This window comes from Curtobacterium sp. AB451, assembly GCF_050585845.1.
Classification (GTDB): domain Bacteria; phylum Actinomycetota; class Actinomycetes; order Actinomycetales; family Microbacteriaceae; genus Curtobacterium.
Window position 1 is genome coordinate 668263 of the sequence record NZ_JBOBQG010000001.1, and the last position, 16244, is coordinate 684506.

Sequence of the window (16244 nt, forward strand, 5' to 3'; positions counted from 1 at the left end):
GGTGCGTGACTCGTCCCCCAAGCCACCCGCGTCGCCGTGCCGCCGTCCGCCTCCGTCTCGCCGCCACCGCCCTCGCGCTCGCGGGCCTGGTCGGCACGGTGGTGCTCGACGCCCCGGTGGCGAGCGCGGCGACCTACCCCTCGTGGGACGAGGTGATGGCCGCGCGCGGGCAGGAGTCCGCCAAGCAGGACCAGATCACCGAGATCCGGGGCATCATCTCCGGGCTCTCCAGCAAGGTGAAGGCGGCCGAGGCCGAGGCCCAGCGCCTCGGCACCGAGTTCTTCGAGGCGCAGGGCAAGGCGCAGGACGCCGCCGAGAAGGAGCAGCGACTCCGCGCCGACGCCGACGAGCACACCGAGACCGCCGAGCAGAGCGCCGCCCAGGCGGGACAGTTCGCGGCGCAGATGGCACGGTCCGGTGGATCCGACGTCACGGCGTCCGTCATCTCCGGCGGCCAGGACGCCAGTGACCTCCTCTACAACCTCGGTGCGCTGAGCAAGCTCTCGGAGCAGGCCGAACGCGTCGAGGCGGCAGCCACGGCCGACGCCGCCGTCGCCCGCTCCCTCACCGACCAGGCCGACCGTGCGTCCGAGGCGCTCGCCGACCTCGCTGCCGAGGCCGAGCGCCGCATGCAGGCGTCCCAGGCCGCGGCCGACAAGGTGCAGGCCGCCTACGACGAGCAGCAGTCGAACAAGGCCCGCCTCGACGCCCAGCTCGCGACGCTGACCTCCGGCCGCGTCCGGACCGAGGCCGAGTTCGCCAAGGGCGAGGCCGTGCGCAAGGCGGCAGAGGAGAAGGCTGCGCGCGAGGCGTACCTGCGCGCGCTCGCCGCTCAGCGCGCGGCCGCCGCGGCGAACAGCGGTGGCGGCGGCGGCGGTGGCAGCACGGGCAGCAGCGGCTCCGGCGCCAGCGGATCGCCCGGTTCCGGTTCGGGCACCGGGTGGGTCCGGCCGGCGAGTGGCTACGTCATCAGCCCCTACGGGTACCGCGTGCACCCGATCTACGGCTCCGTCATCAAGCACGACGGTGCGGACCTGGCGAGCGGCTGCTCGACGCCCATCGTCGCGGCGGCCGCGGGCACCGTCGACTACGCCGGCTGGTACGGCGGGTACGGCAACTACGTCCGGATCAGCCACGGCGGCGGCGTGCAGACCGCGTACGGGCACATCGTGAACGGCGGGTTCCGCGTCAGCCCCGGGCAGCGGGTCTCGGCCGGGCAGCTGATCGCGCTCGTCGGCTCCACCGGCAACTCGACGGGTTGCCACACGCACTTCGAGGTGCACGTGAACGGCGCCACCGTCGACCCGGTGCCGTTCATGCAGGCGCGGGGCGTGGCCTTCTAGTCGTCCCGCCCGGCGGCCGTGTCGACGCCGTCGCTGACCGCCTCGACCCCGTCCGCTGACGTCTCGACGCCGTCGTCGTCCAGGTTCCACAGCGCCCGGTACCAGGCGGTCCGCTCCTCGTCGAGCGGGACTCCGTACGCCTCGTGGAAGAGCACCTCCCACCCGGGGCCGTAGTTCCAGCCGAGCGCCATCGTCGCCACGCCGAGGTCCGCCCACCGGTCGGCGATCCCCAGGGCGTCGAGGTCCACGTGCCCGGCGAACCGTCCGTCGGCACCGATCAGGGTGTTCGGCGTGCAGGGGTCGCCGTGGCACACCACGACGCGGTCCACGGCCGGCTCGGGGCCGAGCGCGTCCGGATCGGCCCCGGCGGCGCGGGCGCGTCCGGCCCGCTGCACGGAGGACCACTCGAACGGGCAGTCCAGCACGGGCAGCGTGTCGTGCAGTGCCCGGAGGCCCTCGCCGGCCGCGATGACGGCCGTCCGGGGCTCGTCGTGCCACCGCGGATCGACCGCGCTCCACCCGGGGAGTGCCCGCGTGCGCAGCCAGACCCCCTCGTCGTCGACGCCGTGGTCGAGGAGCTCCGGCACCGTCGCGTACCGGGACGCCCACGTCAGCCGGGCGGCCTCGCCGACGATCCACGACGCGTAGGCGTGCGGCAGGACCTTGACGTACTCCTCGGCACGCCCGTCCTCGCCGATGCGGAAGGTCCGGCCGCCGATCTCGTTGACCCACACGGCCTGCACCGGTCGCCCTCGCGCCGCGGAGCGGACGACCGACGGCACCACGACGTCACCCCGTGCACGGGTCAGCCCGTCGATCACCCGGGGGCCGCCGCTGCCCCGTCGTGCGGCACCGCCGACGGTGGTCACCGGGCGCGACCGCGGGTGGCGTCCGCGCCGTCGACGTCCCCGTCGAGCGCCGGGACCCACACGTCCGCGCCGTCGACGTCCCCGTCGAGGGCCGGGACCCAGACGTCGGTGACCACGACGTCGACCGACACGACCTCGAGGCCGACGAACTCGGTGACGGCGGTGGCGACGGCCGTCCGCACCGCCTCGGCGACGGCCGGGATCGGCCTCGGGTGGTCCACGACGATCGTGAGCTCGATCGCGGCGCGCTCGTCGCCGACCTCGACGCGGACGCCCTGTCCGAGCGCGCTCGACCCGGACCCACCACGGCCGAGTGCGCTCGATGCGATCGCGTCCCGGACCGCACCGAACGCCCGGGTCGCGGCGCCGCCGAGTGCGTGGACCCCGGGGACGGCGGCGGCGGCGATGCCGGCGACCTTCGCGACGACGCTGTCGTCGATGATGGTCCGTCCCTCGGTGGCCGCCCGCGTCGTCGTGGCCGTCGCGGACCCCGCCACGCCGGTCGTCGTCGTGGCCGCGGTCCTCGCCACGCCGGCCCGCGTCGTCGCCGCGGACCCCGCCACGCCGGCCCGCGTCGTGGTCGCAGTCCCCGCCACGCCGGTCGTCGTCGATGCCATGCGTCCCTCCGGAGGGGTCTCGTTGTGCTCGTCGTGTCCGTCCACCGAACACCATCGTGCCGTGCCCCGCCCGCCCCGTGGCCCCGGCACGCGGACGGCGCCCGGCTGGCCCACGGTAGGTTCGGACCCATGCGCGTGGCGACCTGGAACGTGAACTCCGTCCGCACCCGGGTGGGTCGGATCGTCGACTGGCTGGTGCGCGAGGACGTCGACGTCCTCGGCATGCAGGAGATCAAGTGCAAGCCCGAGCAGTTCCCGTTCGAGGCGTTCGAGGCTGCCGGCTACCAGGTCGAGGCGCACGGCTTGAACCAGTGGAACGGCGTCGCCTTCGCCAGCCGGCTCCCGCTCGAGGACGTCACCCGCGACTTTCCCGGCCAGCCCGGCTTCCTCAAGGGGCACGAGGGACCCGACCTGCCGGTGGAGGCCCGTGCCATGGGCGTCACGGTCGACGGCGTCCGGCTGTGGAGCCTCTACGTGCCGAACGGCCGCGAGCTGGGCGACCCGCACTACACGTACAAGCTCGACTGGCTCGGACAGCTCGCCGACCGCACGTCCGAGTGGCTCCGTGCCGAGCCGGACACACCGCTGGCGCTCATGGGCGACTGGAACGTGGCGCCGCTCGACTCCGACGTGTGGGACGTCGCCGTGTTCGAGGGCCACACGCACGTCAGCGAGCCGGAACGTGCCGCGTTCCGGGCGTTCGAGGAGCGTGGGCTGCAGGACGTCGTCCGCCCGATCGTGCCCGACGGCTACACGTACTGGGACTACAAGTCGCTGCGCTTCCCGCGCAACGAGGGCATGCGCATCGACTTCATCATGGGTTCCGAGGCGTTCTCGGACGTCGTCACCGACGCGACCATCCACCGCGACGAGCGGAAGGGCGACGCGCCGAGCGACCACGTCCCCGTCACGGTCGACCTGGACCTCGAGACCTCACTCGACGACGACCGGCCGATGATCTTCTGACGCCGTCTGTTACTCCCCGCGTCCGTCGGCGTTGAGCGCGGCCGACCGGCCGACGTAGCGTTCCTGCACCGAACCCCTTCGAGAGCAGGTGAAGCCATGTCCCGCACGACCCCGTCGACGATCCTTCCGATCCAGCGCGTCATGGCCGACGCCACGCCTCGTGCCTGGCGTGACGGCATCGTCCTCGAGACCCGTCCGGCCGACCTGGTGGTCGCGTTCCTCGACGGCGACGTGACGCAGCTGCGGGTGGCGGACGCCGACACGCTCGTGTCGGTGGGCGCACCGGTCGCCCACCACCCCGCCGCGGAGATCCTCAGCGCGGGCGGTCGGAAGACCACCGCGCGCGTCGCGTGACGCGTCAGGCGGTCATCGAGGCCAGCATCGCCTCGCACTTCGCGACCATCTCGTCGCACGCCATCGCGCAGTAGCGGCACGTCTCGTCCATGTCGGCGTGCTTCCGGCACTCGGCAGCGCACATCGTGCCCATCGCCGTGACCGTCGTGAGCATCGCCCGCATCGACTGCGCGTCCATGCCAGCCGGACGCATCATCATCCGCATGCCGGTGTCGGCCATCATCGCCGTGTTCGAGCACATCGCGGCGCAGGTGGCCATCTCGCCGCCCGCACGCATGTCGCTCGCGGAGCACATCGTCGCGGCCATCGACGCGGCGTTCATCGCCATCATCGTGTCCTGCATCGCCTCGGCGTCCATCTGGACGGGCACGTCCGTCATCGACATGCTCTTCATCATCGCCATCGTGTCCATCGGGGACCTCCTCTTCCGTTCGGTGGCGCCCACGGTACGCGCCGACTTGCCAGGACACACCGCCCGTTCCACAGGCCCCACGGGACGGACGGGAGGCGCGGATCCGGCCCGCCCCGCGCCTCCCGTCCGTCGTCGGGTCCCGACACGGGCCCCGAGCGGGCAGGACACACCGCGCACCGCCCCGCGACCGGGCAGGACACACCGCGCACCGCCCCGCGCCCGGGCAGGACACGCCGCGCACCGCCCCGCGACCGGGCAGGACACACCGCGCATCGCTCCGCGACCGGGCAGGACACGCCGCGCGTCGCTCCGCGACCGGGCGGAAAGCGCCGCTACCCGGCGGCGATCGGGACGTTCTCTGCCCGCTCGCGCGGCGTCGTGGCCTCGGCGCCGGCGCGGGCGCGGCCCCGGCCGACGCGGCCAGCGCGCGGCTACGGGTGGAGCAGGGCGGCCACCGCGACCAGCACGGGCACCGAGCCGATCGTCGAGACGAGCACCACGTCGCGCGCGATCGGCACCGCCGCCCCGTACCGCTGCGCGTAGTTGAACACGTTCTGCGCCGCGGGCAGTGCCCCGAGCGTCGTGAGCACGAAGACGTCCTGGTCCCCCAGACCGAACGCGTACCGGGCGAGCACGAACGCCACGGCCGGCATCACGACGAGCTTGATCACCGACGCCACGATCACGTCCGCCCGGATCGCGGGGTCCCGCAGCGGGGTCGCACCGTGCAGGCTCATCCCGAACGACAGCAGGACGACGGGCACCGCGGCCGCGCCGACCAACGAGAACGGCTCGAGCACCGGCGTCGGCAGGGCGGTGCCCGTCGCCGAGAACACCAGGCCGACGAGCGAGGCGATGATGATCGGGTTCCGGAACGGCCCCGAGACACGACGCGCCCAGCTGCCACCGGCCGAGGTCGCGGTGTCCAGGATCGTGAGCGCGATCGGCGCGAGCACGATGAGCTGGAGCAGGATGACCGGCACGACCGCGGTGGCCTGCCCGAGGACGTACACGGCGACCGGCAGCCCGATGTTGTTCGCGTTGACGTAGCTCGCGGCGAGGGCCCCGACCGTCGTCGTCGCGAGGGGCCGACGGAGCACCAGCCGGAACACGACACCGGCGCCGAGGGCCACGACGACCGCGCTGAGGAGCGACACCGCGAGCATCGGCGACAGCAGCACGTGGATGTCCGCCGTGGCGATCGTGTGGAACAGCAGGCACGGCATCAGCACGAAGAACGCGAGCCGGCTCATCACGAACTGGGCGTGCTGGCCGAGCAGTCCGGTGCGTCCGACGGCGTACCCGGCGGCGATGATCGCGCCGATGATCGCGAACCCGGTCAACACGCCACCCATCGCCCCCCATCCTTGCACCATGTGACGTTGCTCAGGCCGGAAATGCGGACGCATCGAATACCGTTGACGCCACCATGACCTCGACGAACTCCACCACGCTGACGCGTTCGACCGACTCCAGCCAGCCCCTCGTCCCGCTGCTCGAAGAGCGGTGGAGCCCCCGTTCCTACGACGAGACCGCGACGATCTCGGACGAGCAGTTCGACGCCGTCCTCGAGGCCGCACGCTGGGCCGCGTCGGCCATGAACTTCCAGCCGCGCCGCTTCATCGCCGGTCGTCGGGGCACCGAGACCTTCCGGAAGATCAACGAGAACCTGCTCGGCTTCAACGCCGCGTGGGCGTTCCGCGCCAGCGCGCTCGTGGTCGGCGTGCTCGAGACGGTGACCGAGGACGGCGACGAGCGTCCGTTCGCGCAGTACGACCTCGGCCAGTCCCTCGCCGCCCTGACGGTCCAGGCGCACGCCGAGGGCCTGCACGTGCACCAGATGGCCGGTATCGACGCCGAGGGCCTCCGCGCCGCGTTCGACCTGCCCGAGCGCTTCCTGCCGTACACGGTCACCGCGATCGGCACCGTGGCGGACCCGTCGCAGCTCGACGACAAGGCCGCGGAGCGCGAGGTCGCCCCGCGCACCCGCCTCCCGCTCGACGAGGTCGTGCTCGTCAAGGAGTAGCCCTTCCCCACCACACGCGGCCGCATCCCCACCGGGGTGCGGCCGCTGTCGTGTCCGGGCCCCGTCGTGCCCCGCGCGCGACACCGCACACATCGCGCACCGCGGCACGACGAGCCCGGTCGTGCGGCGTCCGTGCCGTCGGCTCTGGCAGGATCGGGGCATGACCACGCCCCGCCTCGTCGCCTTCGACCTGGACGACACCCTCGCCCCCTCGAAGTCCGCGCTCGACCCCCGGATGCTCGAGACCTTCGCGTCCCTGCTCGAGGTCGTGCCGGTCGCGGTGATCTCCGGCGGCAACTTCCAGCAGTTCGAGCAGCAGCTCGTCGCACCCCTGCGCCGCCGGGACGGGCTCGTGCTCGACGACCTGCACCTGCTGCCGACCTGCGGCACCGCCTACTACCGGTGGGCCGGTGACGACTGGGCACTGCAGTACGCCGAGGACCTCACAGACGACCAGAAGACCCGTGCCCTCGACGCGGTCGAGGCCGTGGCGAAGGCCGCCGGGTTCTGGGAGTCCGAGACCTGGGGACCCATCCTCGAGGACCGCGGGTCCCAGATCACGTTCTCCGCGCTCGGCCAGTCGGCTCCGGTCGACGTCAAGAAGCAGTGGGACCCGACGGGCGCCAAGAAGGACGAGCTCCGCCGTCTGGTGCAGGCCGAGCTCCCCGACCTCGAGGTGCGCTCCGGTGGCTCGACCAGCGTCGACATCACCCGGAAGGGCATCGACAAGGCCTACGGCATGCAGCGGCTCGCCGAGATCACGGGGGTGCCGCTCGACGCGATGCTCTTCGTGGGCGACCGGCTCGACCCCGAGGGCAACGACTACCCGGTGAAGGCCCTGGGCGTTCCGTGCCACGCGGTCGAGGGCTGGGAGGACACCGACGCGTTCCTCACGGAGCTGATCCCGACCCTGCGCTGACGCGCGACCGCGGTCGGCCAGGAGGCGCGGCGTGCGCCGTCAGGGGATGCTGCGGACCGCCTCGACGAACGCCCGGATCTTCGCGGCGTCCTTGACGCCGCGCTCGGACTCGACCCCGCTCGACACGTCCACCGCGTCCGGGTCGAGCGACTCGATCGCCGCCACCACGTTGGCCGGGGTCAGTCCGCCGGCGAGGATCCACGCCTCGTCGACCTTGCCGGTCACCGCGCCGGGGTCGATGAGCCGACCGCTGCCCGGGACCGCCGCGTCGAGCAGGAGCAGGTCGTGGTCGTACGACGCGCGCTGCTCGGGCGTCTCGCGCAGGTAGTCCTCGGCCGCGACCGCCCGGATCGTGAAGAAGCCGGCGTCGCGGGCCCGGGCGAAGTCGGTCGCCGATTCGCCGCCGTGCAGCTGCAGGGTCGTGAGGCCCACCGCGGAGGCGATGCCCACCACCTCGTCGATCTCCTGGTCGCGGAAGACCCCGACGGCGTCGATGCCGTCCGGCACGCGTTCGACGAGCTCCTTCGCGAGGTCCGCCGTCACGGTCCGGGGGCTGCCGGCGGCGAAGACGAACCCGACCGCGTCGGCGCCCGCGTCGATGGCGGCGTCCACGGTGTCGGGCGTCGACAGGCCGCAGATCTTGATCCAGCGCTGGTCGGTCATGCGGTCCATCCTGCCAGGGACCCCGGACGCGCGGGCGACCGGCGGTGCGCACGGCTCGGGGCCGCGCGCCGGACGCTAGTGCAGCGCGCCGGCGACGTAGGACGCGGCGCAGGCGACGAGGACGCCGAAGGCCGCGAACGACCCGACGAGGACGTTCCGGCGACGCCACCGACGCACGGTCACGAACGTGCCGCGCTTGGCGTGCCGGTGCGCAGCGCGGTGCAGTCGGTGGTCGCGCTTGTGCTTGACGCGCTGCGGTCCGAGCGGCACCGGACCGGTGATCTGCGTCGAGCCACCGCGCAGGGCGTTCGCGATCGCCACCGCGGTCGGGCGTCGGTCGGGGTTCCGAGCGGTCATCTTCGCGAGGAGGTCCCGCCACTCCGGCGCGATGTCGTCGGGGATCTCCGGGTCGTGCCGCAGGCGTGCGAGGGCCGCCTCGATCAGGGTGCCGGAGTACTCCTGCTTGCCGGTCAGGGCCTCGAGCAGCACGAGGCCGAGCGAGTAGACGTCGGTGGCGAAGCCGATCGGCTCGCCGGCGACCTGTTCGGGGCTGAGGTAGGCGGCCGTCCCGATGATCGTCCCGTCGTTGGTCAGGCGGGACCCGTCGACGAAGTGCGCGACGCCGAAGTCCGTCAGCTTCACGGTGCGGGCGAACCCCGACGAGCCCTCGTCGCTGATCAGGATGTTCGCCGGCTTGACGTCGCGGTGGACGATGCCGCGCGAGTGCACGTACGCCAGGGCGTCGGCGAGCTGGGCGCCGAGGTCGGCCACCTCGTAGTTGTGCAGGGCGCCGCCCGCGAGTCGGCGCAGGAGCGTCGTGTCGGCGATGAGCTCCATCACGATGAAGCGGTGCGGGCCGTCCTCGAAGTCGTGGGTGCCGGCGTCGTACAGCGGGATGAGCCCCGGGTGCGACAGCATGCTCAGGAGCCGGATCTCGCGTTCCTGGCGGACCCGGTCGGCCGTGGTCATCGACTCGGGCGTCGCGAAGAGCTTCACCGCGACGGCGCGGTAGGTGTGCTCGTCACGTGCTTCGTAGACCGACCCCATGCCACCCGTGCCGATGAGCTTCACGAGGCGGTAGCGGCCCGCGAGGACCGTCTCCGCCCGAGTGACGTTCAGCAGGGTCATGGTTGATGTCGTTCCGTCCGAGAGCCGGGTGATCCGGGGCAGTTGCCTCCGCGGTGGCTCATCCAGTACGGTACGCGTCCCACCGGCCTTTCGGGTACGTGTTATGACATCGTGATGGGGGACATTTCTTCCGTGACTTCCCCGAGATCATGCGGATGCATCGGGGTACGTTCGGCCCTTCCACGGGTGAGCGATCACTCGACGTCGACGTCAGGAGGACGCCATGGCACTGTCGAAGGGCGAGAAGGTCCACTGGAAGACCTCGCAGGGCACCACGACCGGGAAACTGGTCGAGAAGAAGACGAAGGACTTCCAGTTCGACGGGCAGTCCTTCAAGCCGACGGACGACGACCCGTACTGGATCGTCGAATCGGAGAAGACGGGCAAGCAGGCCGCCCACAAGGAGTCCGCACTGACGAAGGCCTGACGGCTCAGTCGCCCGCGGCCTCGGCACGACGTCGGCCGCGGGCGGTGCCGTCGGCCCGTCCGGTGACGGTGCGTCCCGCGCGGTCGGCACGGATGCGGCGCACCCGGCGGACCACGAAGGTCACCACGACTGCGGCGATCGCCACGTAGAGGACGCGGTCGATCCACTCGGTGTACTGCTCGACCTTGTCGTACTGGGTCCCGAACGCCGCGCCGAGGAGCACCAGGGCGCTGTTCCAGATCCCGCTCGCGATGATCGTGAACACCGAGAACGTCCCGAGGTGCATCCGGTCCGCTCCGGCCGGCAGCGAGATGAGGCTGCGGACGATCGGCACGAACCGGCCGAAGAAGACCGCGCTCCGGCCGTGCCGGTGGAACCAGTCCGCCGCCTTGCGGAAGTCGTCCTCGTCGACGAGGGGCAGCTTGCCGAGCCAACGCGTCGTCCGCTCGAAGCCGATGACGGCGCCGAGCCAGTACAGCACCAGTGCGCCGAGGTAGGAGCCGAGCGTCGCGAGCAGCAGGACGAGCACGAGGTTCATCCGACCGGCTCCGGCCAGGAACCCGGCGAGCGGCAGGATCACCTCGGACGGGATCGGTGGGAAGACCGTCTCGACGAAGAGCATCAGGGCGACGCCCCACTCGCCCAGGGCGTCGATGAGCTGCAGCACCAGGCCGGACAGTCCGCCCATCTCCTGGTCGCTGGCGGAGTCGCCGGCGGCGACGGTCATGGTGTGGGCAGGCGCAGCCACGGCAGTCGTCATCCACCGATCGTGCCTGAACGCCCTGTCAGGACCCGGCACGCTACCTGGACGTCAGCCGAGTCCCATGTGCGACGTCCGGACGTGGGTGAGCGAACGCGCCAGGGCACCGCGGGCGACGGCGTCGCGGCCGACCGTCGACGGGACGATCTCGACGGGGTGCCGGAGCCCGGGCGTGACGAAACCGGTCAGCGCCTCGCAGAACACCTCGGCCGCCGGCAGGACCTCGCCGCCGACGACCACGACCTCGGGGTCGATGGTCGCGATGAGCTGGACGACCCCGGGGGCGACGTCCTCGGCGAGCGCACGGACCGCCGCGGCCGCCGCCGGGTCCCCCTGCCCGGCCGACGCCATGACGGACTCGACATCGGTGCCGGGGGCGATCCGCGCCTCCAGTCGGGCGGGTGCGTCGGGCCATCCCGTCGATGCCAGGCCGCCCATCTCGCCGGCGGCTCCGCGCGCACCGCGTGCGAGCGAGCCGTCGACGAGGTAGGCCGCACCGATCTGGCGACCCATCACGAGGTAGAGGCCGTCCTGCACCCCGCGGAAGCGTCCCCACATCGCCTCGGCCGTGGCGGCGAGCTTCGCGTCGTTGTCGAAGAACGTGGTCGACGTGGGGAAGAGGTCGCCGATCCGGCCGGGGACGCGTCGCTCCACCCACTGCGGGACCGCGACGGTGTAGTCGATCTCGCCGGAGCGGTCGACGACGGCGGGGACGCCGAAGGTCGCGGCGAGGAGCCGCGACGGGTCGGTGCCCTCGACGAGCCGCCGGACGACGTCCTGCACGCTCGCCCACGCCTGCTCGGCGGAGGCGAGGTCGGTGTAGACCTCCTCTACCCGGGCGAGCTGGCGGCCGCGCAGGTCCGAGCGGAGCCCCACGATGCCGTGCAGCCCGAGGTCGACGCCGAGCACGGACCCGGCCGCGGCGTCCGCACGGAACCGCTTCGCCCGGCGCCCGGCCTTGTTCGGCGTCGCGATGGCCTCGGCTTCGGTGACCCACCCCTCGTCGACCAGGTCGGCCAGGGCGGCCTCGACGGTGGGGCGGGACAGTCCGACGGTCCGACCGAGCTCGGTCACGGTGTGCGAGCCGTCGTCGCGGAAGAGCTCGGCGAGGATCGCGCGCGAGTTGATGAGTCGGAGCATCCCCGGAGCGCTGCCGACGACACCGTTCGGAAGCGTTGACACGGTCTCGTCCACGGCCATAGCCTCCATATTACGAAAGATCATTGAGGAATGGTGGACTCCGACATGCTCATCCCACGGCCGCGCCGCACCGAACCGGGTGTCGGCGCCTTCGCGATCACCCCGTCGACCCGCATCGCCGCAGACGCCGCGAGCGAGTCGGTCCGACTGTACCTGCAGCAGACGCTGCGGGGTTCGACGGGACTGCCGGTGCGCGACGCCGCGGATGACCCGGGGGCGACGGCGGACGTGATCGCGCTCCGTGTGGCCGAGGACGACTCGCTCCCCGCGGGCCCGGGCGGTGACCGCTCCGAGTCCTTCCGACTCGTGGTCGCCCCCGACGGCGTCGAGGTCACGGGCGGCGGCCCCGCCGGCGTGTTCTACGGCGTCCAGGCACTCCTGCAGTCCCTGCCGGCCGACGTGTACCGCAGGGGCCGGGTCGGCGACGGCCCGTGGACGGTCCCGGCGGTCACGGTCGAGGACGCTCCGGCCTTCGCCTGGCGTGGCGTCATGCTCGACGTCGCGCGGCACTTCCGGACGAAGCACGAGGTCATGCGGGTGGTCGACCAGCTCGCGGCCCACCGCCTGAACCGCCTGCACTTCCACCTCACCGAGGACCAGGGGTGGCGCATCGAGATCCGGAAGTACCCGCGCCTGACCGAGGTCGGCTCGTGGCGGAAGGAGTCCCAGGTCGGAGCGCACGTCGCCGACGCCGACGGTGTCCTCTGCCCGGCGTCGTTCGACGGTCGCCCGCACGGCGGCTACTACACGCAGGACGACATCCGCGAGATCGTCGCCTACGCGAGCGACCGGTTCGTCACGGTCGTCCCGGAGATCGAGACCCCCGGGCACGTCCGCGCCGCCCTCGCGGCCTACCCGTCGCTCGGCGTCTCGGGCGACCCGGTCGACGTGTGGACCGAGTGGGGCATCGCCGAGGACGTCCTCAACGCCGAGGAGTCCACGATCGCCTTCTTCCAGGACGTCCTCGACGAGGTCGTCGCCCTGTTCCCGTCCGAGTACATCGGCGTCGGCGGGGACGAGTGCCCCAAGGTGCAGTGGCAGGACGACCCCCGCACGCAGGAGCGCATCCGCGAGCTCGGCCTCGCCGACGAGGAACAGCTGCAGGCGTGGATCATCGGCCGGCTCGCCGCGCACGTCGAGTCGCACGGGCGGCGGGCCTTCGGCTGGGACGAGATCCTCGAGGGCGGCACGCTCTCGAAGTCGGCGACCGTGCTGTCCTGGCGCGGCCTGACCGGCGCCCGGACCGCGGCGAAGCGGGGGCACGACGTGATCTCCGCGCCGGACGACCAGGTGTACCTCGACTACCGGCAGAGCGACCTCGTGACCGAGCCGATCCCGGTGTCGATCGTCCTCACCGTCGACGACGTGTTCGCGTTCGACCCGGTGCCGGCGGACCTCACGGACGCCGAACGCGCGCACGTCATCGGCGGCCAGGGCAACATGTGGACCGAGCACGTGGACACCGCCCGCAAGCTCGACTACCAGCTGTTCCCCCGCGTCGCGGCACTGGCCGAGGCCCTCTGGTCGGCCGACGTCACCGGACCGCGGGACGTCGCGGAGTTCCGGGGGCGCCTCGCCGAGCACACGGCCCGGCTCGAGGCGATGGGCATCGAGTACCGACACGACGCCGGGCCCTTCCCGTGGGAGCAGCGTCCGGGCGTGCCCGGCCGTCCGCACTCGCGCGAGGAACGCGCCGCCTACATCGACGCGGTCACGGCGAACATCGCCGACTGACGAGCCGAGCGGGACGCCGGGGCCACCGTCGGCACCGAGAACGGGCGGCGCGTGGTCGCTCAGCCGAAGGTGGGCACCGGCCGGACCTGCTCGACCTCGTGCCCGACGTCCGAGGTCCTCGCCCCGGTGACGACCGCGCAGCTCATCGACAGGCTCCAGAACGAGGTGGGCTCCTGCCGCGTCGGCGGACCCGGGGTGTCCTGCTGCGTCTGCGGCGCACTGCGGATCCGGATCGCCCGGTCGGCCGGGAGCGTGCGGCAGGCTTCGCGGGCGGCGGCCACCGCAGCCGTGTACCGCGGACCGTCCGTGCGCAGGACCGGCCCCAGCGGCCGGAACTGCACGACCACGAGGACGAGCAGGACCACGGCGACGGTCGACCGCACCGCCGTGCCGAGTGCGGGACGGCGGGGAACGCGCCGGGGCCGCAGCGATCGTCGCGACGGATCGGCAGACGCGGCCGCCGCCGCCCCGACGGCGCTCCGGGTGCGACTCCAGCGTCGGGGCGTCACGAGCGCGAGCATGACGAGCACGAGCCCGGCGGTGGCGGGGAACACCCCGTACCGGCTCACCCACGCGTACCGGAGGAACTCCGGCGACATGCTGGCGTAGGCGTAGGCGGGCTTCGGGTTGAGCACGACCGCCGCGCACCAGAGCACGACGGCGTACAGCGCGAGGACGACCGCGAGGGTCCGTTGCGTCCGGTCGCCGCGGACGAGCACCCAGACGAAGGCGACGACGAAGGGCACCAGGAAGAGCAGCCCCGCCCAGGGGCCGACGGCCGCGAGGAACTCGCCGGACGCGGCCCGCGAGAGGAAGGTCGTCATCCCGGCGTTCAGACCGAACCCGTCCGCGAGCGACGCGAGGTCGATGGTCGCGCGCCCGACCTGTCCGCGGTGCCGGTCCGAACCGAGCCACACGGCGAGCTGCAGACCGGCACCGGCGAGGAAGGCGGCCCTGACGGGCCAGGTCCGACGAGTCCTGAGCCCGAGGACGAGCAGCGGCGCGAACACGATCGCCTGCGTCTCGGTCAGGGCGCCGAGCAGGGTCACGACGGCCAGCCCGACGCTCGACGCCCAGCTGCGTGCCCGGTGCAGGAGCACGAACGGCATCATCCACAGGAAGTACGCGTGCACGTTCGCGAGGTTGCCGAGGACCTCGTTCGTCGCGATCGGGACGAGCACCACCGCGAGGGCGATCCCCGCCCGAGCGGCGAGCGCGGCGCCCGGCGTCAGTCGCGCGGTGGCGTCCCGCGTGCACACGAAGACCACCGCCGCGACGAGGCCGGTCCCGACGACGGCTCCGAACGCGATGCCGGTCGCCCACCCCTCGACCGGCAGCACGTGCTGCACGACCCCCGCCACGAGCCGCGGGTACTGGTGCAGGTACCCCGCGTAGCTGCGGGTGAGCGTCCCGAGCGTGCCGTACTGCACGCCTTCGCCGAGGAACGTCCGGCCGTCCTCCGCCCAGAGCACGTCCCGCACCGCCGCGGGCATGCGCGACCAGGCGAGGACGACCGCGAGGACGAAGACCCCGACGGCACCGGCCCGCTCCCAGCGGCCGACGCGGGACCCGTCGTCGCGGATCGGCGCATCGGGGGCGGGTGCTGTTCGCATCGGATCCGTTCGTCTCTCGGTCGGCGACCAGCGTACTGGGCGGTGGAGGACGCCGGGCAGAGCGCCCGCGGCTGCGCGGCGTGCAGTGCAGCACGCCGTCACGACGAACGTTGTTATTTCACATACGAGGTGTTACCGTGGGATGGTCGATCGAAACCGTCCCGAGGAGCGCCATGTCCGATCCCCTGTCCCAGCCCGACCTCCACGGTCTGGACCTGCACGACCTCGTCGGCACCACTCCGACCCCGACCGACCTCGACGGCATGGCGGACCTCGTCCGCGGGCGCCGCGTCCTCGTGACCGGCGCGGGTGGGTCGATCGGCAGCGAACTGTGCCGGCAGCTCGTCGCGCTGGCCCCTCGCGAGGTCATCATGCTCGACCGCGACGAGACCGCCCTGCAGCAGGTGCAGGTCTCGGTCGCCGGGCACGGCCTGCTCGACACCCGTGACGTCGTGCTCGCCGACATCCGCGACGCCGAGGCGATCGACCAGGTCATGCGGACCCGCCGCCCGGACGTCGTGTTCCACGCCGCGGCCCTGAAGCACCTCCCGATGCTCGAGCAGTACCCGGACGAGGCCTGGAAGTCGAACGTGCTCGGAACCCGGAACGTCCTCGCGGCCGCGGTCGCCGCCGACGTCCCGACGCTCGTCAACATCTCCACCGACAAGGCCGCGAACCCCACGAGCGTGCTCGGGTACACGAAGCGGATCGCCGAGCGGCTGACGGCGTGGACCGCGGCCGAGACCGGTCGACGCTACGTGTCGGTCCGGTTCGGCAACGTCCTCGGCAGCCGTGGGTCGATGATCCCGCTCTTCGCCGACCTCATCCGCGCCGGACGCCCCGTGACCGTCACCCACCCCGACGCCACCCGGTACTTCATGACCATCCCCGAGGCCTGTCACCTCGTGATCCAGGCCGCGGCGATCGCCGAACCGGGCGAGGTCCTCGTGCTCGACATGGGCCAGCCCGTCCGGATCCTCGACGTCGCGACGCGGATGATCGACGTCCTCGGTGGCACGTCCGACATCGTGTTCACCGGACTCCGCGCCGGCGAGAAGCTGCACGAGGAACTCATCGGCGCCGGCGAGGTCGAGCGCCGCCCCGTGCACCCGAAGATCTCGCACGCGTCGGTGCCGCCCCTCGCGCCGAGCGAGCTCGACGCCACCACCGATCCCCGGACGGCGCCGATCGAGCTCGCCGTGGCGGCCTGACA

16 protein-coding genes and 1 pseudogene are annotated in these 16244 nt (G+C 72.6%); 8 read left to right on the forward strand and 9 right to left on the reverse strand.

Annotation, left to right across the window (positions count from 1 at the left end; translation table 11 throughout):
* The first annotated feature begins 5 nt into the window (after nt 1-5).
* A complete protein-coding gene (locus ACQXVK_RS03085) occupies nt 6-1343 on the forward strand; it encodes a M23 family metallopeptidase (RefSeq protein WP_049973427.1) in 1338 nt (445 codons plus the stop codon).
* On the opposite strand, the gene ACQXVK_RS03090 is transcribed toward ACQXVK_RS03085, so the two are convergent.
* On the reverse strand, nt 1340-2212 hold the full coding sequence (locus ACQXVK_RS03090; protein WP_430852644.1) for a phosphotransferase: 873 nt from the start codon (nt 2210-2212) through the stop codon (nt 1340-1342). The two genes, ACQXVK_RS03085 and ACQXVK_RS03090, sit on opposite strands and share 4 nt — an antisense overlap.
* Nucleotides 2209-2829 (reverse strand): Asp23/Gls24 family envelope stress response protein, encoded by a 621-nt coding sequence (locus ACQXVK_RS03095; RefSeq protein ID WP_430852645.1) that lies wholly within the window; start codon nt 2827-2829, stop codon nt 2209-2211. The genes ACQXVK_RS03090 and ACQXVK_RS03095 overlap by 4 nt, the downstream gene beginning before the upstream one ends.
* A 129-nt stretch (nt 2830-2958) precedes the next feature.
* Here ACQXVK_RS03095 and ACQXVK_RS03100 point away from each other — a divergent pair, with 129 nt between their 5' ends.
* Both ACQXVK_RS03100 and ACQXVK_RS03105 read left to right on the forward strand, forming a co-directional pair.
* Nucleotides 2959-3795 carry an exodeoxyribonuclease III gene (locus ACQXVK_RS03100; protein WP_430852646.1) on the forward strand — a complete coding sequence of 279 codons (837 nt, stop codon included), beginning with the start codon at nt 2959-2961 and terminating at the stop codon, nt 3793-3795.
* 96 nt (nt 3796-3891) lie between these two features.
* Nucleotides 3892-4149 (forward strand): nuclease, encoded by a 258-nt coding sequence (locus tag ACQXVK_RS03105; protein ID WP_402265237.1) that lies wholly within the window; start codon nt 3892-3894, stop codon nt 4147-4149.
* Nucleotides 4150-4153: 4 nt separating this feature from the next.
* Here the strand turns inward: ACQXVK_RS03105 and ACQXVK_RS03110 are convergent, their stop codons facing one another.
* Together ACQXVK_RS03110 and ACQXVK_RS03115 are read right to left on the reverse strand one after the other, a co-directional pair.
* Nucleotides 4154-4561, reverse strand: a complete 408-nt coding sequence (locus ACQXVK_RS03110) for an aldehyde dehydrogenase (RefSeq protein WP_430852648.1) — start codon at nt 4559-4561, stop codon at nt 4154-4156.
* Between the two features lie 431 nt (nt 4562-4992).
* Nucleotides 4993-5916 carry an AEC family transporter gene (locus tag ACQXVK_RS03115; RefSeq protein WP_430852649.1) on the reverse strand — a complete coding sequence of 308 codons (924 nt, stop codon included), beginning with the start codon at nt 5914-5916 and terminating at the stop codon, nt 4993-4995.
* A 74-nt stretch (nt 5917-5990) separates the two neighbouring features.
* On the opposite strand from ACQXVK_RS03115, the gene ACQXVK_RS03120 reads away from it, so the two are divergent.
* Nucleotides 5991-6587, forward strand: coding sequence for a nitroreductase family protein (locus ACQXVK_RS03120; protein WP_022906327.1), 597 nt, complete (start codon nt 5991-5993; stop codon nt 6585-6587).
* 160 nt (nt 6588-6747) lie between these two features.
* Complete coding sequence (locus ACQXVK_RS03125; RefSeq protein WP_022906328.1) at nt 6748-7506, forward strand: HAD-IIB family hydrolase; 759 nt, start codon at nt 6748-6750, stop codon at nt 7504-7506.
* A gap of 39 nt (nt 7507-7545) precedes the next feature.
* On the opposite strand, the gene ACQXVK_RS03130 is transcribed toward ACQXVK_RS03125, so the two are convergent.
* Together ACQXVK_RS03130 and ACQXVK_RS03135 are read right to left on the reverse strand one after the other, a co-directional pair.
* Entirely contained in the window at nt 7546-8169 is a 624-nt protein-coding gene (locus ACQXVK_RS03130) for a phosphoribosylanthranilate isomerase (protein ID WP_430852650.1), read from the reverse strand.
* 75 nt (nt 8170-8244) lie between these two features.
* Nucleotides 8245-9297, reverse strand: a complete 1053-nt coding sequence (locus tag ACQXVK_RS03135) for a serine/threonine-protein kinase (RefSeq protein ID WP_402265248.1) — start codon at nt 9295-9297, stop codon at nt 8245-8247.
* A 223-nt stretch (nt 9298-9520) separates the two neighbouring features.
* On the opposite strand from ACQXVK_RS03135, the gene ACQXVK_RS03140 reads away from it, so the two are divergent.
* Nucleotides 9521-9724 carry a DUF2945 domain-containing protein gene (locus tag ACQXVK_RS03140; RefSeq protein ID WP_022906330.1) on the forward strand — a complete coding sequence of 68 codons (204 nt, stop codon included), beginning with the start codon at nt 9521-9523 and terminating at the stop codon, nt 9722-9724.
* A 4-nt stretch (nt 9725-9728) separates the two neighbouring features.
* On the opposite strand, the gene ACQXVK_RS03145 is transcribed toward ACQXVK_RS03140, so the two are convergent.
* Together ACQXVK_RS03145 and ACQXVK_RS03150 are read right to left on the reverse strand one after the other, a co-directional pair.
* The gene (locus ACQXVK_RS03145; protein ID WP_430852652.1) at nt 9729-10484 is read right to left on the reverse strand and encodes a DedA family protein; all 756 of its coding nucleotides are present in this window, start codon (nt 10482-10484) and stop codon (nt 9729-9731) included.
* Nucleotides 10485-10535: 51 nt separating this feature from the next.
* A complete protein-coding gene (locus ACQXVK_RS03150) occupies nt 10536-11678 on the reverse strand; it encodes an ROK family protein (protein ID WP_430852654.1) in 1143 nt (380 codons plus the stop codon).
* 36 nt (nt 11679-11714) lie between these two features.
* Between ACQXVK_RS03150 and ACQXVK_RS03155 the strand changes: the two genes are divergently transcribed.
* On the forward strand, nt 11715-13418 hold the full coding sequence (locus ACQXVK_RS03155) for a beta-N-acetylhexosaminidase (RefSeq protein ID WP_430852656.1): 1704 nt from the start codon (nt 11715-11717) through the stop codon (nt 13416-13418).
* A gap of 59 nt (nt 13419-13477) precedes the next feature.
* Here the strand turns inward: ACQXVK_RS03155 and ACQXVK_RS03160 are convergent, their stop codons facing one another.
* A complete protein-coding gene (locus ACQXVK_RS03160) occupies nt 13478-15031 on the reverse strand; it encodes a hypothetical protein (RefSeq protein ID WP_430852657.1) in 1554 nt (517 codons plus the stop codon).
* 197 nt (nt 15032-15228) lie between these two features.
* On the opposite strand from ACQXVK_RS03160, the pseudogene ACQXVK_RS03165 reads away from it, so the two are divergent.
* A pseudogene (locus ACQXVK_RS03165) lies at nt 15229-16242 on the forward strand (UDP-N-acetylglucosamine 4,6-dehydratase family protein); the annotation flags it as partial.
* Nucleotides 16243-16244: the final 2 nt, after the last annotated feature.